We start from the raw sequence: 18,875 nt of genomic DNA, 5'->3' as shown, positions 1-18,875 counted from the left end.
TCCTATTTAGCTCGGTTGGACAACTGACGCCAGTATAAAGAGCGATAATGAATTTCAAAAGCTGAAAAAACCCGGCTTTTGGGGTAGAGTAACGGGTTTTGATAGCAAATTTTTAACTAACTTAGAGAGAATCCGACATGGCCGAATTCAAAATTGCCCCATCTATCCTCTCCGCTGACTTTGCCCGCCTTGGCGAAGAAGTGGTAAATGTACTGGCCTCAGGTGCTGATATCGTTCACTTCGATGTTATGGATAACCATTATGTCCCTAACCTGACGATCGGACCTTTGGTCTGTGAAGCTTTGCGCAAGCATGGTGTTACCGCTGAAATCGACGTACATTTAATGGTGAAACCGGTTGATCGCATTATTCCTGATTTTGCCAAAGCTGGCGCAAGTTACATCACTTTTCACCCTGAAGCTTCGGATCACATTGATCGCAGCCTGCAACTGGTTAAAGCAGAAGGCTGTAAAACCGGTCTGGTATTTAACCCTGCGACGCCATTAACGCTGGCTGAACATGTTCTGGACAAAGTAGATCGTATTCTGCTGATGTCTGTGAACCCGGGTTTTGGCGGTCAGAAATTTATTCCTCACACGCTGGAAAAATTGCGTCAGGCTCGCAAAATGATTGATGAAAGTGGCTATGATATCGATCTGGAAATTGATGGTGGTGTAAACGTTCAGAATATCCGTGAAATTGCTGAAGCCGGCGCCCGTACTTTTGTTGCTGGTTCTGCCGTATTTGGTGCTGCTCAGGATAATGATCCTAATAAATATGAAACCGTAATTGCAGCACTGCGTGCTGAATTGGCCCAGGCAAAAATCTAATCAATGGCATTAATCAAGCCAGAGCTTGCGTTAATTGATCTGGACGGCACACTGGTTGACAGTGTGCCTGATCTGGCTTGGTGTACCGATCAGACCATGCGGGCACTCAACCTGCCCGAACGTGGCGAAACCAAAGTCAGAAACTGGGTGGGTAATGGTGTTGAAAGACTTATAAAACGTGCCTTGATAAATCAACTTGATGGTGAACCTGCTGAAGCACTTTATGCCCAGGCAGCTCCAATCTTTATGGCGTTATATGCAGAAAACACCAGTAAACGCAGTCTGCTATACCCCGGTGTAAAACAGGGATTGCAATGGCTCAAGGATCAGGGCATTCATCTGGGCTGTGTGACGAATAAAGATGAGCAGTTTACGCTGCCCATTCTGAATAATCTGGGGATCCGCGATTATTTTGAACTGATTGTCAGCGGTGATACCTTGCCGCAGAAAAAACCGGATCCTGCACCGCTGCTTTATGCAGCCAATTATTTTAAAATCGAGCCACAGCAGGCTTTGATGATTGGCGACTCGGTCAGTGATGTCAATGCATCACGCGCCGCCGGTTTTCAAATCGTCTGTATGAGCTACGGTTATAACCATGGCAATGATATCCGCGCTGCTCACCCAGACGCAGTAATTGATAGTTTTGCTGAGTTAAACACTCTTTTTTAGAAGCCGAAAATGAAACAGGCACAATTCGACCAACTGGCCAGTGAAGGCTATAACCGTATCCCTCTTTATCGCGAAGTCCTCGCGGATTTAGACACGCCATTAAGTACCTATCTTAAATTGGCAGATGCGCCCTATTCCTATCTTTTCGAGTCGGTTCACGGCGGCGAAAAATGGGGACGTTATTCAATTATTGGTCTTCCCTGTGAATCCGTTATCAAAGTATTCGGTGATCAAATCAAAGTTTATCAACGTAATGTATTGATAAATGAAATTCAGCATGACGACCCGTTGACCTGGATTGCCGATTTTCAGGCGAAGTTCAATGTGCCCACATTGGAACATTTACCTAAATTCAACGGTGGCCTGGTTGGCTATTTCAGCTACGACACGGTTCGTTATGTTGAAACCCGTTTAGGCGAAGCCCCTGCAAATGACCCGCTGGGCTGCCCCGATGTGTTGCTGATGGTGTCAGACGAACTGGTGGTGTTTGATAATCTCAGTGGAAGATTGTTTTTGATCGTACATGCTGATCCAACACTACCCGATGCCTACGACCAGGCACAGCAATGTCTGGATCAGCTGATTACTGAGTTGCGGGAATCCACCCCTAAATTTAACGATAAACGTCCACAGAACTCGATTTCCGAACAGGATTTTGTTTCTGGTTTTACCCATGACGGCTTTATCGATGCGGTCAGTAAGGCAAAACAATATATTAACGATGGCGACATCATGCAGGTGGTACTTTCACAGCGTTTGTCAGTGCCTTTTCATGCGGCAGAAATTGACTTATATCGCGCCTTACGCACATTAAATCCATCGCCGTACATGTATTACCTGAACCTGGAAGACTTCCACATTGTCGGATCTTCTCCGGAAATTCTGGTACGCATGGAAGACAATGAAGTGACGGTTCGCCCGATTGCCGGCACGCGTCGTCGTGGTAAGACGGAAGAACAGGACAAAGCACTGGAACAAGAACTGCTCAACGATCCAAAAGAACTGGCAGAGCATTTGATGTTGATCGATCTGGGGCGTAATGATGTGGGCCGGGTCAGTCAGACAGGTACGGTAAATCTGACCGATAAAATGGTCATCGAACGCTATTCACATGTGATGCATATTGTTTCCAATGTGACTGGACAGGTTCTCCCCGGAATGACGGCAATGGATGCACTGCGTGCTACCTTCCCGGCCGGTACCGTCAGCGGTGCGCCGAAAGTGCGTGCAATGGAAATTATTGACGAATTAGAGCCGGTTAAACGCGGCGTTTATGCTGGTGCCATTGGGTATTTGTCCTGGGCTGGCAACATGGATACAGCCATTGCTATCCGCACAGCCGTCATCAAAGACAAGCAACTGCATATCCAGGCAGGTGCCGGTATTGTCTATGATTCTGTTCCGGAAATGGAATGGGAAGAAACCATGAATAAAGCCCGTGCGATATTTAAAGCTGTTGCCATGGCTGAGGCAGGTCTTGAGCCGCCAAAACCAACTGAATAAATAACAGGACACCTTATGCTGTTAATGATTGATAACTATGATTCGTTCACCTACAACCTGGTGCAGTATTTTGCTGAACTGGGTGCTGAGGTGAAGGTGCAGCGTAACGATAAACTGACCATTAACGACATAGAGACCCTTAACCCTGAACTTATAGTGATCTCACCCGGTCCTTGCACGCCAAATGAAGCTGGAATTTCATTAGACGTTATTCATCAATTTGCCGGCAAAAAACCTATTCTGGGTGTCTGCTTGGGCCATCAGGCAATTGGTCAGGCATTTGGGGGCAATGTTGTGCACGCACGCGAAATCATGCATGGAAAGACTTCACCGGTGCATCACAACAATGTCGGTGTATTTAAGGGATTGAATAATCCATTGCAGGCAACTCGTTACCACTCACTGGTCATAAAAAAAGAAACGCTGCCCGATTGTTTTGAGGTGACTGCATGGACAGAAAATCCGGATGGCAGCATTGATGAAATTATGGGTGTCCGGCACAAAACCCTGCCAATTGAAGGGGTGCAGTTTCACCCTGAATCCATTTTGACTGAACAAGGTCATCAATTATTAAAAAACTTCCTGGATGAACACCATGGCGGACAATGAATTTACCATGCAGGCAGCCATCAAGCTGATCACCCAGCATCAGCATCTGTCTGAGCAGCAAATGACTGCAGCAATGCGGATGATTATGACCGGCGAAGCAACAGACGCTCAAATTGGTGGCTTCTTGATTGGTTTACAGATGAAAGGCGAAACCATTACCGAAATTGCGGCAGCAGCGTCGGTAATGCGTGAATTAGCCACGCCAGTACAGGTAACCGGTGAACATATTATTGATACCTGTGGTACCGGTGGCGATGGTGCCAGCAGCTTTAATGTCTCCACCGCCAGTGCCTTTGTAGTGGCTGCGGCCGGTGGCAAAGTCGCAAAACATGGCAATCGTTCTGTCAGCAGCACTTCCGGCAGCGCTGATGTATTGGAAACAGCGGGTGTGAATCTGGAACTAACACCTGAGCAGGTAGCCCACTGTGTTGAAACAACTGGTGTCGGCTTTATGTTTGCCCAACGCCATCACGGTGCAATGAAATATACCGTTGGGCCTCGCCGTGAAATGGGTGTCCGCACTATTTTCAATTTGCTCGGCCCACTGACCAATCCAGCCAAAGCCAAACATCAGGTAATGGGTGTATTTGATAAAAAATGGGTTGAACCGATTGCCCAGGTATTGCAAAAACTGGGCAGTAAACATGTGATGGTGGTGCATGCCGAAGATGGTATGGATGAAATCAGCATCGGCGCCGACACCTTTGTCGCAGAGCTTAAAAATGGCGAGATTTCCACCTACACAATCAAACCCGAAGATTTTGTGATGCAACGAGTTGATATCAGTCAGCTGACCGTCACCAATGCACAGCAAAGTCTCGATATTATTCAGCGTGTATTTGCCGGTGAACCTGGCCCTGCCCGCGATATTGTTGTGCTCAATGCCGGCGCTGCCATTTATACAGCAGATTTGGCTGACAACCTTGCTGAAGGCGTTCGTCAGGCAAAACATTATATTGATAGCGGTATTGCTCAACAAAAACTAGATGCACTCATCACCTGCAGCCAACTTTAAAGATCGTTTATGACTGACACACCCGATATTCTGAAAAAAATTCTACAACGTAAACAACAGGAAATTGCCGAGCGCAGTAAACGTTTGCCTATTAATCTGTTACAGCAATTGGCTGAAAACGCTGAACCGGTACGCGGTTTTGTTGAGGCGATTGAACGTAAACTGGCTGCTGGACAAAGCGCCGTTATTGCTGAAGTTAAAAAGGCCTCACCCAGTAAAGGCGTGCTACGCGAAGACTTTCGCCCTGCTGAAATTGCCTTGTCTTATGAAAACGGTGGCGCGGCCTGTTTATCGGTATTGACCGATAAGGATTTTTTCCAGGGCCATGAAGATTATCTGAAACAGGCGCGTACGGCCTGTCAGCTACCGGTCATTCGTAAAGATTTTATTATCGATCCCTATCAGGTATTTGAAGCCAGGGCGATCGGCGCCGATTGTATTTTGTTGATTGTTGCCGCGTTGGATGATGATCAACTGGAACAGTTAAGTCAGTTAGCCATTCAGCTGGATATGGATGTGCTGGTTGAAGTGCATAACGAAGAAGAGTTGCATCGTGCATTGGTATTGAATCTGCCTTTGATAGGCATCAATAACCGCGATTTACATACTTTTGAAACGTCGCTGGAAACCACTATCAAGTTACTTAATTTCATTCCCGATGAAACAATTGTGATCACCGAAAGCGGTATCCTTGGTAAGGAAGATATCACTTTCATGCGTGAGCACGGTGTGAATGGTTTCCTGGTTGGCGAGGCTTTTATGCGGGCAGATGAACCAGGTGAAGCGTTAGCCAACCTTTTTAATTGAGGCATTCACACCACGATGGTCTTCGTCAAACAATACCATCGTTTTACCGTGCGCCCACAGGATGCCGCGTTCCTGTAATTCTTTTAATACCCGGCCGACCATTTCCCGCGAACAGCCAACAATGCGACTGACTTCCTGACGGGTGATCTTGATTTGCCGCCCCTGTTCGTGGCGCATCGCATCAGGCTGCGCAGCCAAATCACGCAGGGCTTCTTCTACCCGTCCGGAAACGTCCATAAATGCCATGTTGGTGGCTTTACGAGTCGTGGTCAGCAAACGTTTGGACATCTGCTCACCCAACGTTTCCAACAGATAGGGATAGCAACCTTTTAATTCTGTTTTGGAAAGCGCCTTGAGGGTTTGATAACTGATTTCTTCGGTGCGGCAATCGGTTCTGGCTTTGACCACCGACATGCGGTCATTGATATTATCGTGAAAATAGCCAACTTCACCGATAAAGTCGCCCTGATTGAGATAGGCGACAATTAATTCCTCGCCCTCTTCGTTTTCAACACAGATGCTGATAGAGCCTTCTCGAATGTAGTAGAGCCTGTCAGGAATATCACCCGGTCGCGCCAGCATTGTTTTGGCGGGGTAGACTTTACTGTGGCAGTGTTTGAAAAACTCTGCCAACTGCTCTTCTCTCTCTTTGTGTTTTAAATAATCCATGTCATGAAGGCCCAGCTTATTTTTATAAGGATTAATTCTGCCCAATTCCGATGAATATGGCAAAATTAAACGTTGTTATACGTATTTTATGCAGGATGAGTTAAATGAAAGCAAGAGTAAAGTGGGTTGAGGATGTTTTATTCGTCGGTGAATCCGGAACCGGACATACCATCGTAATGGATGGTCCTGAAGAAGCCGGTGGTCACGGCACGGGCATGCGTCCAATGGAGCTTCTGTTGCTGGGCCTTGGTGGCTGCACATCATTTGATGTCATCGATATTCTGAAAAAATCACGTCAAGATGTAACGGATTGTGTGGTTGAAGTTTCCGCAGAACGCAGTGAGGAAGCACCAAAAGTTTTTACCAAAATTCATGTGCACTACACCGTCACTGGCCGCAACCTTAAACAGAATTTTGTCGACCGTGCGGTAAAACTATCTACAGAAAAATATTGCTCGGCATCTATTATGCTGGCAAAAACCGCTGAAATCACTCATGACTATGAAGTGATTGAACAAGCCTAATCGAATTTCAATAAACCGGAGCATAACCATGCAGCGACCAACACGAACTGGCGGTTTGCGTCATGTGGCATTAACCGTCGAAAATCTCGAAGCCTGCGAACAGTTTTATGTGGACTTACTGGGCATGGAAGTCGAATGGCGTCCTGATGCGGATAACGTTTATCTGACTTCTGGCAATGACAATCTGGCTTTACACCGTGGCGAAAATATCAATAAAACACCTGTTCAGCCTCTGGATCATATTGGTTTTATTATTCCAACGCCTGAACAGGTTGATGAATGGTATGCCTTTCTGGACCACCATGCGGTTCCAATGCGTCAGCCACCACGTACCCATCGTGATGGAGCGCGTAGTTTCTATTGTTATGATCCGGCCGGAACGGTTGTACAGATCATCTACCATCCCCCGATTTCGTAAATCAGAGTTGTGTTATGAAAACCTATATCTACAAAAGCCGTAAAAAAGAAGAGTTATATCTTTATCTCAGCAAGAAAGATGACTTTTCAGAAGTGCCACCAAGCCTCTATGGTTCAATGGGCAACGAACCAATATTTGTGATGGAACTGGAGCTGAGCCCAGATCGCAAACTGGCCCGTGAAGATGTCAATAAAGTCATTCATAATCTGGAAACACAGGGTTTCCATGTACAAATGCCGCCGACCAATGATTTGTTATTGCAGCGTGAACGCACCGGCCAGTTACATTAACTGAGCGACAGCATTTAGATAAGTTTTTTCAGCTCGTAAAGCAATTCCAAAGCCGCTTTGGGCGTTAATTCATCAGGATTGATTTGCTCGATTTTATTTATCAAGGCCGAATTATCTGGCTGAGCAAATAAATCCTGTTGCGGCGGTTGTTCCTGCAAATTTGAACCAACGGTACGTTGAGTTTCCAAAGCGGCTAATTTATGTTTCGCCGCCTGAATCACATCGTTTGGCACCCCTGCCAGCTGCGCCACCTGCAAACCGTAACTCTGATTGGCTGCCCCCGGTTTTAATTGATGCAAAAACACAATCTTGTCGCCATGTTCAATCGCATCAAGATGCACATTGCAGGCTTTGTCATATAATCCTGGCAGCTGAGTCATTTCAAAATAATGCGTAGCAAATAAGGTATACGCGCCAATATCCCGCACCAGCTTTTCGGCACAGCTCCAAGCCAGCGCCAAGCCATCAAAGGTACTGGTACCTCGCCCTACTTCATCCATTAATACCAGGCTTTGAGCTGAAGCATTATTCAGTATATTTGCTGCTTCATTCATCTCCACCATAAAAGTAGAGCGACCCGACGCCAAATCATCACTGGCACCAATTCGGGTAAATATCTGATCAAGCGGGCCAATAACAGCCGAATCAGCAGGAACATAGCTGCCCATATACGCCATAATCACAATTAATGCTGTCTGCCGCATATAGGTGGATTTCCCGCCCATATTGGGGCCGGTAATCACCAGCATCGATTGTTCGTTTAACTGCAAGTCATTGGGACAGAAATGCGCTTTCTGAACAGCTTCTACAACCGGATGTCTGCCCGCCTGAATCGATAAGCCCTGCTCTGCAGTTAACTGCGGCGCGACATAATTAAGCGTTTGCGCCCGCTCAGCCAGATTGGTCAAAACATCAAGTTCTGCCAGAGCCGCAGCACAATGAGTCAATGCGGCCAGCTCTGGGTGAATCAGTTTAAAAAGCTCTTCGTATAATGATTTTTCCAATGCCAATGCTTTTTCGCTGGCGCTGAGTACCTGATCCTCATGGGTCTTCAGCTCGGCAGTAATATAGCGTTCAGCATTTTTCAGCGTTTGCCGACGCTGATAATCAGCCGGTAACTGAATATTGTGGGCTCGGCTGATTTCGATAAAAAAGCCATGCACTTTGTTATAGCCGACTTTTAAGGTGCTGACACCGGTGCGTTCACGCTCACGCTGCTCCAAATCGCGTAAAAAATCATTGGCATTCAGATGCAGATTACGTAACCGGTCCAGTTCCGCATGATAGCCTTCGGCAATGACCCCGCCATCCCGAATCAACACTGGCGGTTCTTCGATAATGGCTCTATTTAATAGCTCAAGTAATTCTGGAAAAGTCCCCAATTCGCGATCGATCTGTTTCAGCAATCTGGCTTGAGTAGCCGATAAAGATTGATGCAGATTTGGCAGAGCAGTCAACATGCGACGTAACTGCACAAAGTCACGTGGTCTGGCACTACTTAGTGCTACGCGGGTAACGATACGTTCAATATCGCCTAGCGGTTTTAACAGGGTTTGAATGGTAGCAATGACATCCTGTTCAATAAGGTTGCCAATCGCCCCCTGACGCTGTTGCAAGGTAGTTAAATCTCGTTTCGGTTGTAACAACCAGCGTCGCAGTAAGCGTGTGCCCATCGGCGTAACGGTATTATCAAGTACCGACAATAGAGTATTTTCCCGACCACCTGACAGGTTTTGTTCCAGTTCCAGATTGCGTCTTGATTGTGGATCAATGCGAATACTGTCGGCCGGTGTTTCAACACTTATCTTGCGTAACTGCGGCAGCGCTGTGCGATGGGTTTGCTGGGCGTAATTAAGTAAACAACCTGCCGCCATAATGGCCAGCGGTAAATCATCACAGCCAAAGCCTTTTAAATCGGTGGTCCCAAAGTGCTCACATAAACGTCGCCGCGCCGCATCCAGACCAAAATGCCATTCCGGAACAAACTTCAGTTGTTTGTTATAACTATTTAAGGTGTCGCCATGACTGTCATCAATCAGAATTTCTGCAGGCTGTAATCGGGCTAAATCCGCTAACAAATCCGCTAGCGATTGATGCTGACATACATCAAAACGGCCACTGCTGATTTCGGCTACGGCTAAACCGTATTGATCCTTTTGCCGGGCAATCGCAACCAGCAGATTCTCTTGTTTACTGTCGAGTAAAGCCTCATCGGTTAAGGTGCCTGGAGTTAACACCCGCACTACTTTCCGTTCTACCGGGCCCTTGCTGGTTGCCGGATCACCAATCTGCTCACAAATGGCAACAGCCACTCCACCTTTTAGCAATCTGGCCAGATAACCTTCAGCCGCATGATATGGCACCCCCGCCATCGGAATCGGCGCACCATTGCTATTACCGCGTGCTGTCAGTGTAATATCCAATAACTCGGCAGCTTTATGCGCATCATCAAAAAACAACTCGTAAAAGTCGCCCATTCGATAAAACAATAATAATTCTGGATGCTCGGCCTTGATACGCAGATATTGCTGCATCATTGGCGTATGATTGGTTTTTTCGGTCATTTTTATAGTTTAGCGTATGCAAGATTATTCTGACGCAACACTTTATCAGCTTACCCAGCAACTGGCACAAGCGCTTCAATCGAAAGGCTTGCGTTTAGTCACTGCCGAGTCGTGCACCGGTGGCTGGCTGGCGAAATGTTGTACGGATCTGGCTGGCAGCTCAGGCTGGTTTGAAGGTGGCATCGTCAGCTACAGTAACCAAATCAAACAACAGCATCTTGATGTTCAACTCAGCACGCTCGAAAAATATGGTGCCGTCAGCGAGCAAACTGTCATCGAGATGGCTTCTGGAGCCATCCAAAATTTTAACGCAGATATATCCGTCGCAATTAGTGGCATTGCTGGACCAGATGGCGGTTCAGTTGAAAAACCAGTGGGTACCGTCTGCTTTGCCTGGGCAGATAAACAAAGTGTGTTTTGTAATACTTTTCATCTGCGCGGCAATCGCGAATTCATTCGCCGCCAGGCAGTATTTATAGCACTGGATGGCCTGGTGAAAAAATTAGCTTCCACCGAATATTACGCCTGAACACAAATTCAAAATTAATATCCACTATATGCCTGTTTGAAACCGTAATCGACGCTGGTGAGACATGGCTATCTGTGTGATAATCCATAGTTTTCTGATATCAGCTAAAGGGCACACCAAATGGATGAAAACAAGAAGAAAGCGCTTGGCGCAGCCTTAGGTCAAATCGAAAAACAATTTGGCAAAGGTGCAGTCATGCGTTTGGGCGATGGAACTGCCCACCGTGATATTGATGCGGTCTCAACGGGCTCAATCGGGTTAGACGTTGCTCTGGGCATCGGCGGTCTGCCGCGTGGACGTGTTGTTGAAATCTACGGCCCGGAATCTTCAGGTAAAACAACGCTGACTTTGCATGCCATCGCTGAAATGCAAAAACTGGGTGGCACTGCGGCGTTTGTTGATGCAGAACATGCACTTGATCCGCTTTATGCTGAAAAACTGGGCGTCAACATTGACGACTTGCTGGTCTCACAACCCGATACGGGTGAACAAGCTCTGGAAATCACCGATATGCTGGTGCGTTCAGGTGCCGTTGATATTGTGGTTGTCGACTCAGTCGCAGCATTAACACCTAAAGCTGAAATCGAAGGTGATATGGGTGACAGTCACATGGGTCTGCAGGCCCGTTTAATGTCTCAGGCTTTACGTAAATTAACCGCCAATATTAAACGTTCAAATACGCTGGTTATCTTCATTAACCAAATCCGTATGAAAATCGGTGTCATGTTCGGTAACCCGGAAACGACTACCGGTGGTAATGCCCTTAAATTCTATGCTTCTGTTCGTCTGGATATTCGTCGTATTGGTGCCATCAAAAAAGGCGATGAGATCCTTGGCAACGAGACCCGCGTCAAGGTGGTTAAAAATAAAGTCGCTCCCCCATTTAAACAGGTCGAATTCGATATTCTTTACGGCGAAGGTATTTCCCGCGAAGGCGAATTGATTGACTTGGGTGTCAGCGAAAATATCGTCGAAAAATCCGGTGCATGGTACAGCTACGATGGTAACCGCATCGGCCAGGGTAAAGATAACGTACGTATTTATCTGAAAGAACATCCTGAAATGGCCAAAGATATTGAAGCTAAGATCCGTGCCGTGATGTTGCCAAAGAACATCAAGGTAAGTGCTGAAACACCCGTGGATGATGAAATCGACGCGTGAAATCCCGCTCTGCAACCGAACAAGCCATTGGCTATTTAGCCAGACGAGAACATAGCGCTGCAGAGTTACAGCAAAAACTTCAACAAGCCGGTCATGAAACAGATAAAATTCATGCCGCTTTAGAAAAGCTGCAACATAGCGGCCTGCAAAATGATGAACGTTTTGCCGAAGCGTTTATCCGATCTCGTGCTCTTCGCGGATATGGTGAACTACGAATTCGGCAAGAAATGAAACAGAAAGGCGTGGCGGATGAGCTGATTAACGCCACCATGCAACAGGCAGAAACTGATTGGTTTGCGCTTGCCATCGAAGTACGATGCAAGCGTTTTGGCGAGCAGAGCCCCGATGATTTTAAAGACCGTGCCAAACAAATGCGGTTTTTACAATATCGGGGCTTTACTCATGAACAAATAACGGAAAGTTTTAAACTGACTAATGAAAACGAGCGCTGATTTACGCAAATTGTTTCTGGACTTCTTTGCTGACAAAGGTCATGAAGTTGTTTCCAGCAGTCCATTAATTCCAGCCAATGATCCGACATTGTTGTTTACCAATGCCGGCATGGTTCAGTTTAAAGAAGTCTTTCTCGGTCAGGAAACCCGAAAATACACACGAGCTACAACTACCCAGCGCTGTGTCCGTGCCGGTGGTAAACATAACGATCTGGAAAACGTTGGCTACACTGCCCGCCACCATACGTTCTTTGAAATGCTGGGTAACTTCAGCTTTGGTGATTATTTCAAACGTGAAGCAATTCAATACGCCTGGGAATTTCTGACCGAAACACTGCAATTGCCAGCCGACAAGTTATGGATCACCGTCTTTGAAGAAGATGACGAAGCAGCGGATATCTGGTTAAAAGAAATCGGTGTTGATGCTTCCAGATTCTCCCGCATTGGCGCCAAAGATAACTTCTGGTCAATGGGCGATACCGGCCCCTGTGGCCCCTGCTCTGAAATATTTTATGACCATGGTCCCGAAGTGGCCGGCGGCCCACCCGGCACACCAGAAGAAGATGGCGATCGTTATATCGAAATCTGGAATCTGGTCTTCATGCAGTTTGACCGCTCTGCAGATGGCACGCTAACCCCACTGCCAAAACCTTCAGTTGATACTGGCATGGGCCTTGAACGTCTGGCAGCGGTGTTGCAGCACAAACATAATAATTACGACATCGATTTGTTTCAGAATCTGATTAAAGCGATTCAAAAACTGTCGGGCACTACCGATTCCAGCAATACTTCCCTGCGTGTTATCGCTGACCATATCCGCTCATGTGCCTTTATGATCACCGACGGCGTTCAACCTTCAAATGAAGGGCGTGGTTATGTACTGCGTCGTATTATCCGCCGCGCCATTCGTCATGGGCACAAACTGGGGTTAAAAGAAGCCTTTTTCTACAAACTGGTCCAACCCTTAGTCGATGAAATGGGCGAAGCATTTCCAGAACTTACTAAGGCACAGCCAGTTGTCGAACAGGCTTTGCAAATTGAAGAAGAACGGTTTGCCGATACGCTGGATAACGGTCTGAAAATTCTGGACCATGCTATTGAAGAAATGGGCGATAAAGAAATTCCCGGTGAGACCATTTTCCTGTTGTACGACACCTATGGTTTTCCCATTGACTTAACGGCCGATATTGCCCGCGAACGTGGTTTGACGATTGATGTTGCAGGTTTTGAACGTCATATGGAAGCACAACGCAATCGTGCCCGCAGCGCCAGTCAGTTTGGTGGTGGTTTGTCCGAAACGCTGATTATTGATGGTGAAACTGTTTTCTGTGGTTACGATCATATGCGTAATGAAGGCGTGATCACTGCCCTGCTGGTTGATGGCGAAAATGTCGACAAACTGCATGCCGGTCAGCAAGGCATTATCGTTCTGGATCACACTCCGTTTTATGCTGAATCCGGTGGTCAGGTCGGTGATCAGGGTGAAATTAATACGGCGGGTGCACACTTTATTGTCAAAGACACTCGCAAACAGGGTAAAGCCTTTACCCATATTGGCGAATGTAAAGACGGTACCTTTGAAGTAGGCCAACAGGTCATTGCACATGTCGATGAATATAATCGGCAGGCAACGGCACTGAATCACTCTGCGACACATCTGTTACATGCTGCATTGCGAAATGTGCTTGGTGAACATGTGACACAAAAAGGCTCATTAGTTGATTCACAACGTTTGCGGTTCGACTTTTCGCATTTTGAACCGGTGACCGCTGAACAACTTCGTGAAATTGAACGAATGGTTAATCAGCACATCCGTGTGAACCATGCTGTTGAAACCCGCCTGATGCCAATTGAAAAAGCGCGTCAAAGCGGTGCCATGGCACTGTTTGGTGAGAAATATGATGACGAAGTTCGCGTGCTGAGCATGGGTGACTTTTCGATTGAACTCTGCGGTGGTACACACGTTGGCCGCACAGGTGATATCGGTTTATTGAAGATCACCAATGAAACCGGCATTGCTTCAGGTGTTCGCCGTATTGAAGCGGTCACCGGTGAAGCAGCGCTGAACTATATTGAACAATCAGAAAACCGCCTCAATAGCATTTCCGAACTGGTCAAAGCCAAACCAGAAAATATTGAAGAAAAAACCCAGCAACTGGTGCAACGCACCCGTCAGCTTGAAAAAGAATTGGAATCCCTTAAATCCAAACTCGCCAGCAGTGCCGGATCCGATCTGGCAGCATCTGCTACCGAAATTGGATCGATAAAAGTTCTGGCCGCCAATCTTGAAGGGGCTGATGTAAAAAGCCTGCGTGATACGGTTGATCAACTTAAAAACAAACTGGGCAGTGCCGCCATTATTCTGGCAACTGTAGAAGGTGAAAAAATCACCTTAATCGCCGGTGTCACTAAAGATGTGACCGATAAAATTCGGGCCGGTGACCTGGTATCGCATGTCGCCGCACAAGTAGGTGGTAAAGGTGGCGGCCGACCAGATATGGCACAAGGCGGTGGTAGCGAACCACAAAAATTAACTGCTGCACTCGACTCCGTCACCGAATGGGTGGCATCTAAGCTGGAAAATTAAGTCATGGCACTTATCGTACAAAAATACGGCGGTACTTCAGTCGGTTCTGTAGAACGTATCCAGGAAGTCGCTAAAAAAGTTATTCAATATCGTAAAGATGGTCACGATATCGTGGTGGTCGTCTCCGCGATGAGCGGCGAAACCAATCGTTTACTGGCTTTGGCGAAAGAAATTAATCCAGACCCACGTGGCCGTGAACTGGATGTTCTATTGTCAACGGGTGAACAGGTCACGATTGCCCTGCTCAGCATGACACTTGAGCAAATGGGTATGCCAGCACAATCCTATACCGGATCCCAAGTAAAAATCCTCACTGACGATGCACATAACAAAGCCCGCATCATGCAGATCGATGATGAAAAAATGCGTCAGGATCTTAGCGATGGCAAAGTTGTCGTCGTTGCAGGATTCCAGGGGTGTGACGAGCAAGGCAATATTACTACGCTGGGTCGTGGTGGTTCCGATACTACTGCGGTGGCGTTGGCTGCGGCGTTAAAAGCCGATGAATGTCAGATTTATACTGATGTGGATGGTGTATATACCACTGATCCACGCGTTGTCCCGGAAGCACGTCGGCTGGATCACATTACCTTTGAAGAAATGCTCGAGATGGCCAGCCTGGGAGCAAAAGTTTTGCAGATTCGCTCGGTCGAATTTGCTGGAAAATACAACGTGCCATTACGCGTACTTTCATCATTTACTGACGGTGGCGGCACATTAATTACCTCTGAGGAACCCTCAATGGAACAAGCGCTTATTTCAGGTATTGCCTTTAATCGCGATGAGGCAAAACTAACTATTTTAGGCGTCCCTGATCAACCAGGTGTCGCCTATAAAATTCTGGGGCCAATTGCCAAGAAAAATATCGAAGTGGATATGATTATCCAAAACACTGGTCATGATTCCACTACCGACTTCACCTTTACCGTTCACCGCAATGATTATCAAACAGCGTTGAAATTACTGAAAGAAACCTCAGAATCCATGGGTGCCCGTGAAGTTACAGGCGATGAGCATATCGCAAAAATTTCACTGGTTGGTGTGGGTATGCGTTCACATGCAGGTATTGCCAGTACGATGTTTGAAACCCTGGCACAGGAAAATATTAACATCAGCATGATCTCCACCTCCGAGATTAAAATCTCAGTTGTGGTGGATGAAAAATATCTGGAACTGGGCGTAAGAGCGTTACATAAGGCATTCCAGCTAGAACAAGCTAAGTAAACCATTGATATCAGGAAGTTTTTCCTATCGATAAGGTGCAACTATCCTGATATACTTTCCACCAAAGATAAGCGGATAATTTATTGTCCAACGCTGTCATAGAGGAAGGAAGACAGAAGATCTTCCAAAAGGAAATAAACGGAACTGGCACGAGGCCTAGCTCAACGAAAGGAGTCATCACTCTCCTCCCCCTCGGTGCCAGATTTTATACTGAAAGGGGAATAACATGTTAATACTTACACGTCGCGTTGGAGAATCTCTCATCATCGGTGATGATGTTGTTGTAAATGTACTGGGTGTCAAAGGTAATCAAGTAAGAATCGGTGTAGATGCACCAAAAGATGTCACAGTTCACCGTGAAGAAATCTATGATCGTATTCAAGCTGAAAAAGATCAATCAAACGCAGGTTAATTAGGCAAATCGACTAGCCAAAAGAATCACAGCTGGTATAATGGCCGGCTTGATGGAGAGCTGGCCGAGTGGCTGAAGGCGCGCCCCTGCTAAGGGTGTATAGGTTAATCCCTATCGAGGGTTCGAATCCCTCGCTCTCCGCCATTTTTTTCTGAAATTATCCTTGTGATAATCAGTAAAAAACAGTACAATTTCACGCTTTAAAGCGCCTGTAGCTCAGCTGGATAGAGTACCTGGCTACGAACCAGGCGGTCGCACGTTCGAATCGTGCCAGGCGCACCAAAAATTGAAGTACATCGAAGCAGTTATCATTAATTTGATAGCTGCTTTTTTGTTTCTGGCGTTTGCTGTTCGAAAATCTAACTAAGTTTATCTGTCATAACCTGTGTATAAAGAGCAAACTGAATTCGCTCGGCTCGGCTATTGATGAGTAATCTACATAAACAATAGATAGAGCCTTGTCATCGCTTTTCCACCACCCTGACTAAATCGCTGAAAATGGAGATTAGAGCGTATTTGATGATTCAGAACACTCATTTATTGAGAGATAAATATTAATTTCTCTTCATGGAGAGGATCTGTATGGAAATAATCGAAAATCGTTTTATTTGAATTTATCAGACTTTACAGCTTCAATTATGAGCTAACCAAGACCAGCCAATACTAAAAAATACCTAGAGAATGTTCCCAAGGTATTTTTGATACCAAGCTCGTTAAGGAAAACAGTAACGAAGAAATTATTCGACTTTTTTTCTCACGAGCAATTTTAGGCAGTTCTCTATCCTTAATAATATCCAGTTGATGGAAACGCAAATAAAGAACTCAAGCAGAAGAGGTTGATGTTTTAAATTCCAAGTTATAGTTTAATTCTAGACTTAATCGGCACTCATCTGACCATACTCTTGATGGAACTCGGCAGATATATCTAAAGCTCTGAAGAGCATTTTGTGAATTTTAATTTTATCGGTTCTTTTTATTTCGCCCTTTGAAATAGTTGGTTGATCTATAAAAGACCATATAAAAGTTTCTAATGTGCTTATTTTTACACCAATTGCACCTACTCTATACAAACACATCAGTAGAGTGGCTTGAACATCGAATTCTCTAACTTTTGAATTTAAATAAGCATCAATAATCTCAAAACAGTCATCAGGAGTTGTGACGTCAGCATATTGCGTCATGATTTCTTCTAACTGTGAAGTAGTAATCTTGCCTCTTGAAAATTCTGCAACCCTGCCCCGTAACAACTCCATCACGATTGATAGGTTTGGATAAAATTCACTCCATTCTTCTGAAAGCGATCTCAACCTTTTTTTAGAATAAGAATTCTCAGCTGCAACTATTGAGCGCCATGAAATTCTTTCTCTATCAAAAGCAACGTTAAAACATTCATTAGAAAATTGTAAAATATCTCTTGGTCTCCAGAGCGTTCTTTCGAGCATATAATCAAAGGATGTCTGCCCTCCACCCTTTTTTGCAGCAGGAAATATATCGTCAAACCCCACATCCTGTCTCGTATATTGACTTTTAAATACTTCATTTATTCTCAGCTCAACTAACGATTTTAGATCTTCCGCTGACCATATCAAAGGTAAAATATAGGACTCATATTTTTCCTGTTGGAAACCTGAGTCTCTAGTTTTATCAAAAACTAATTCTAAAAGGTCTTTTCTGAGCGCAATTATTATTTTAACCGGAGGAAGCTTTCTAAAGTTTTTAATCTCTTCAATTAAAGCTCGTATAAACCTGCATCTAGTATTAGTATTTGCCCAGTCTTCATCCAGCTGATCGATTAGAATATAATATTTACGCTGCATATCATCGAAAGCAAATTCAGCAAGCAAATTTATAATTTCATTTAGCTTTTTAACTTGAAGGGAATTAACAACTTGAGTTGCTCTCTGTTTAATCTCCGTGCGTTCATTCTCGGATAGTTTTTCTACCCCTTCAACAGAAAGATTAACATTCGGAAATTTACCCGTGATACCAGCTTTAGTTTGTGATTCTAATCTACTGGTTATCTCACGAAGTTGCTCGTCTGTATCCAACCAGAATCTATCACCCCATTCTTCAAAGTATTCCAAGGCTTTAGTCTTAACCCTGTCTTTCTTAAAAAAAGTAGAAATTCTTGTATGTAGACTTTTTGCATCTCCTGCACTTTTTATATTATATCGAAGGCGCAATAATTCAACAGTAAGTATGTGGCGCCATAGCAGCCTATAGAATAAATCCAAGTTGATATTCAAAGCCTCAAAAAATTGAATAATATTTGAATACTCAAGAAAGCTTACAGATATGTCGTTCGGGTCAAGGCGAATGGAGTTTTCAGAAACGGAGTGTATTTTATACATTAATGCACTTTTGCCTGAACCGGTTCTACCTAGGATAATAGCCGAAGGGTCATTTACATCCATCAATCTAGATAAATCGCCTTTATCAACAAAGCAGCTTTCTAATAGTTTTGTATCTGTTTCAGCATCAAGGGCACCTAAAACCGTATTTCGTTTTATTTTCAAGACCATCTATATTCCTGTAAGGATATCTACTTATCCAGCTATTAAATGATTGTTCAACTTAGTTAGTTATTGTAGTTGCCCCCACTAAAACGG

The 18,875-nt window shown here is 45.3% G+C and carries 18 protein-coding genes and 2 tRNA genes; 17 read left to right on the top strand and 3 right to left on the bottom strand.

Features of this window, described 5'->3' with window-relative positions:
* Positions 1-137: 137 nt before the first annotated feature.
* Genes rpe through trpC form a run of 6 tightly spaced genes read left to right on the top strand, consistent with a single transcriptional unit; the run spans position 138 to position 5,436 of the window.
* Entirely contained in the window at positions 138-830 is a 693-nt protein-coding gene (gene rpe, locus B4F66_RS02570; RefSeq protein WP_292356723.1) for a ribulose-phosphate 3-epimerase, read from the top strand.
* 3 nt (positions 831-833) lie between these two features.
* The gene (locus B4F66_RS02565) at positions 834-1,502 is read left to right on the top strand and encodes a phosphoglycolate phosphatase (protein WP_292356724.1); all 669 of its coding nucleotides are present in this window, start codon (positions 834-836) and stop codon (positions 1,500-1,502) included.
* A 9-nt stretch (positions 1,503-1,511) separates the two neighbouring features.
* On the top strand, positions 1,512-3,005 hold the full coding sequence (gene trpE, locus B4F66_RS02560; RefSeq protein WP_292356726.1) for an anthranilate synthase component I: 1,494 nt from the start codon (positions 1,512-1,514) through the stop codon (positions 3,003-3,005).
* A gap of 15 nt (positions 3,006-3,020) precedes the next feature.
* Positions 3,021-3,614 (top strand): aminodeoxychorismate/anthranilate synthase component II, encoded by a 594-nt coding sequence (locus B4F66_RS02555; RefSeq protein WP_292356728.1) that lies wholly within the window; start codon positions 3,021-3,023, stop codon positions 3,612-3,614.
* Entirely contained in the window at positions 3,601-4,629 is a 1,029-nt protein-coding gene (trpD, locus tag B4F66_RS02550) for an anthranilate phosphoribosyltransferase (RefSeq protein WP_292356730.1), read from the top strand. Before B4F66_RS02555 ends, trpD begins: the two co-directional genes overlap by 14 nt.
* Before the next feature lie 9 nt (positions 4,630-4,638).
* The gene (gene trpC, locus B4F66_RS02545; RefSeq protein ID WP_292356732.1) at positions 4,639-5,436 is read left to right on the top strand and encodes an indole-3-glycerol phosphate synthase TrpC; all 798 of its coding nucleotides are present in this window, start codon (positions 4,639-4,641) and stop codon (positions 5,434-5,436) included.
* Here the strand turns inward: trpC and crp are convergent.
* Complete coding sequence (crp, locus tag B4F66_RS02540) at positions 5,416-6,105, bottom strand: cAMP-activated global transcriptional regulator CRP (protein ID WP_292356734.1); 690 nt, start codon at positions 6,103-6,105, stop codon at positions 5,416-5,418. The two genes, trpC and crp, sit on opposite strands and share 21 nt — an antisense overlap.
* Before the next feature lie 104 nt (positions 6,106-6,209).
* On the opposite strand from crp, the gene B4F66_RS02535 reads away from it, so the two are divergent.
* The 3 genes from B4F66_RS02535 to B4F66_RS02525 are packed head-to-tail and all read left to right on the top strand — an operon-like array spanning position 6,210 to position 7,337.
* On the top strand, positions 6,210-6,629 hold the full coding sequence (locus tag B4F66_RS02535; protein ID WP_292356736.1) for an OsmC family protein: 420 nt from the start codon (positions 6,210-6,212) through the stop codon (positions 6,627-6,629).
* Between the two features lie 28 nt (positions 6,630-6,657).
* Positions 6,658-7,047 (top strand): VOC family protein, encoded by a 390-nt coding sequence (locus tag B4F66_RS02530; protein ID WP_292356738.1) that lies wholly within the window; start codon positions 6,658-6,660, stop codon positions 7,045-7,047.
* A 14-nt stretch (positions 7,048-7,061) separates the two neighbouring features.
* Complete coding sequence (locus tag B4F66_RS02525; RefSeq protein WP_292356740.1) at positions 7,062-7,337, top strand: YcgL domain-containing protein; 276 nt, start codon at positions 7,062-7,064, stop codon at positions 7,335-7,337.
* 14 nt (positions 7,338-7,351) lie between these two features.
* Here B4F66_RS02525 and mutS read toward each other — a convergent pair whose 3' ends face one another.
* The gene (gene mutS / locus B4F66_RS02520; RefSeq protein ID WP_292356742.1) at positions 7,352-9,901 is read right to left on the bottom strand and encodes a DNA mismatch repair protein MutS; all 2,550 of its coding nucleotides are present in this window, start codon (positions 9,899-9,901) and stop codon (positions 7,352-7,354) included.
* Positions 9,902-9,917: 16 nt separating this feature from the next.
* Between mutS and B4F66_RS02515 the strand changes: the two genes are divergently transcribed.
* The 8 genes from B4F66_RS02515 to B4F66_RS02480 all read left to right on the top strand — a co-directional run bounded on the left by B4F66_RS02515 (position 9,918) and on the right by B4F66_RS02480 (position 16,548).
* A complete protein-coding gene (locus B4F66_RS02515) occupies positions 9,918-10,430 on the top strand; it encodes a CinA family protein (RefSeq protein ID WP_292356744.1) in 513 nt (170 codons plus the stop codon).
* A 120-nt stretch (positions 10,431-10,550) separates the two neighbouring features.
* Positions 10,551-11,591 carry a recombinase RecA gene (gene recA, locus B4F66_RS02510; RefSeq protein ID WP_104934686.1) on the top strand — a complete coding sequence of 347 codons (1,041 nt, stop codon included), beginning with the start codon at positions 10,551-10,553 and terminating at the stop codon, positions 11,589-11,591.
* Complete coding sequence (recX, locus tag B4F66_RS02505) at positions 11,588-12,043, top strand: recombination regulator RecX (RefSeq protein ID WP_292356748.1); 456 nt, start codon at positions 11,588-11,590, stop codon at positions 12,041-12,043. The genes recA and recX overlap by 4 nt, the downstream gene beginning before the upstream one ends.
* Positions 12,027-14,630 (top strand): alanine--tRNA ligase, encoded by a 2,604-nt coding sequence (alaS, locus tag B4F66_RS02500; protein WP_292356751.1) that lies wholly within the window; start codon positions 12,027-12,029, stop codon positions 14,628-14,630. The genes recX and alaS overlap by 17 nt, the downstream gene beginning before the upstream one ends.
* A gap of 3 nt (positions 14,631-14,633) precedes the next feature.
* Positions 14,634-15,854 (top strand): aspartate kinase, encoded by a 1,221-nt coding sequence (locus tag B4F66_RS02495; protein WP_292356753.1) that lies wholly within the window; start codon positions 14,634-14,636, stop codon positions 15,852-15,854.
* A gap of 226 nt (positions 15,855-16,080) precedes the next feature.
* Positions 16,081-16,266 carry a carbon storage regulator CsrA gene (gene csrA / locus B4F66_RS02490; RefSeq protein WP_014706856.1) on the top strand — a complete coding sequence of 62 codons (186 nt, stop codon included), beginning with the start codon at positions 16,081-16,083 and terminating at the stop codon, positions 16,264-16,266.
* Between the two features lie 54 nt (positions 16,267-16,320).
* Positions 16,321-16,410: transfer RNA gene (locus B4F66_RS02485), tRNA-Ser, on the top strand.
* A 61-nt stretch (positions 16,411-16,471) separates the two neighbouring features.
* Positions 16,472-16,548: transfer RNA gene (locus tag B4F66_RS02480), tRNA-Arg, on the top strand.
* 593 nt (positions 16,549-17,141) lie between these two features.
* Here B4F66_RS02480 and B4F66_RS02475 read toward each other — a convergent pair.
* Entirely contained in the window at positions 17,142-18,788 is a 1,647-nt protein-coding gene (locus tag B4F66_RS02475; RefSeq protein ID WP_292356755.1) for a P-loop ATPase, Sll1717 family, read from the bottom strand.
* Positions 18,789-18,875 lie beyond the last annotated feature (87 nt).

Origin of the sequence: Methylophaga sp. UBA3603, from assembly GCF_002375335.1 — a bacterium.
In the GTDB taxonomy this organism is placed as follows: Bacteria; Pseudomonadota; Gammaproteobacteria; order Nitrosococcales; family Methylophagaceae; genus Methylophaga.
This window is presented reverse-complemented; position numbering and strand designations above follow the sequence as displayed.

What these genes read in the sequence shown, in the direction of transcription:
- B4F66_RS02530 (WP_292356738.1), top strand. Translation starts at nt 6,658, where the DNA reads ATGCAGCGACCAACACGAACTGGCGGTTTGCGTCATGTGGCATTAACC.
- B4F66_RS02475 (WP_292356755.1), bottom strand. Translation starts at nt 18,788, where the DNA reads ATGGTCTTGAAAATAAAACGAAATACGGTTTTAGGTGCCCTTGATGCT.
- trpC (WP_292356732.1), top strand. Translation starts at nt 4,639, where the DNA reads ATGACTGACACACCCGATATTCTGAAAAAAATTCTACAACGTAAACAA.
- alaS (WP_292356751.1), top strand. Translation starts at nt 12,027, where the DNA reads ATGAAAACGAGCGCTGATTTACGCAAATTGTTTCTGGACTTCTTTGCT.
- rpe (WP_292356723.1), top strand. Translation starts at nt 138, where the DNA reads ATGGCCGAATTCAAAATTGCCCCATCTATCCTCTCCGCTGACTTTGCC.
- csrA (WP_014706856.1), top strand. Translation starts at nt 16,081, where the DNA reads ATGTTAATACTTACACGTCGCGTTGGAGAATCTCTCATCATCGGTGAT.
- B4F66_RS02495 (WP_292356753.1), top strand. Translation starts at nt 14,634, where the DNA reads ATGGCACTTATCGTACAAAAATACGGCGGTACTTCAGTCGGTTCTGTA.
- B4F66_RS02535 (WP_292356736.1), top strand. Translation starts at nt 6,210, where the DNA reads ATGAAAGCAAGAGTAAAGTGGGTTGAGGATGTTTTATTCGTCGGTGAA.
- recA (WP_104934686.1), top strand. Translation starts at nt 10,551, where the DNA reads ATGGATGAAAACAAGAAGAAAGCGCTTGGCGCAGCCTTAGGTCAAATC.
- trpD (WP_292356730.1), top strand. Translation starts at nt 3,601, where the DNA reads ATGGCGGACAATGAATTTACCATGCAGGCAGCCATCAAGCTGATCACC.
- B4F66_RS02515 (WP_292356744.1), top strand. Translation starts at nt 9,918, where the DNA reads ATGCAAGATTATTCTGACGCAACACTTTATCAGCTTACCCAGCAACTG.
- B4F66_RS02555 (WP_292356728.1), top strand. Translation starts at nt 3,021, where the DNA reads ATGCTGTTAATGATTGATAACTATGATTCGTTCACCTACAACCTGGTG.
- trpE (WP_292356726.1), top strand. Translation starts at nt 1,512, where the DNA reads ATGAAACAGGCACAATTCGACCAACTGGCCAGTGAAGGCTATAACCGT.
- B4F66_RS02565 (WP_292356724.1), top strand. Translation starts at nt 834, where the DNA reads ATGGCATTAATCAAGCCAGAGCTTGCGTTAATTGATCTGGACGGCACA.
- B4F66_RS02525 (WP_292356740.1), top strand. Translation starts at nt 7,062, where the DNA reads ATGAAAACCTATATCTACAAAAGCCGTAAAAAAGAAGAGTTATATCTT.
- mutS (WP_292356742.1), bottom strand. Translation starts at nt 9,901, where the DNA reads ATGACCGAAAAAACCAATCATACGCCAATGATGCAGCAATATCTGCGT.
- crp (WP_292356734.1), bottom strand. Translation starts at nt 6,105, where the DNA reads ATGGATTATTTAAAACACAAAGAGAGAGAAGAGCAGTTGGCAGAGTTT.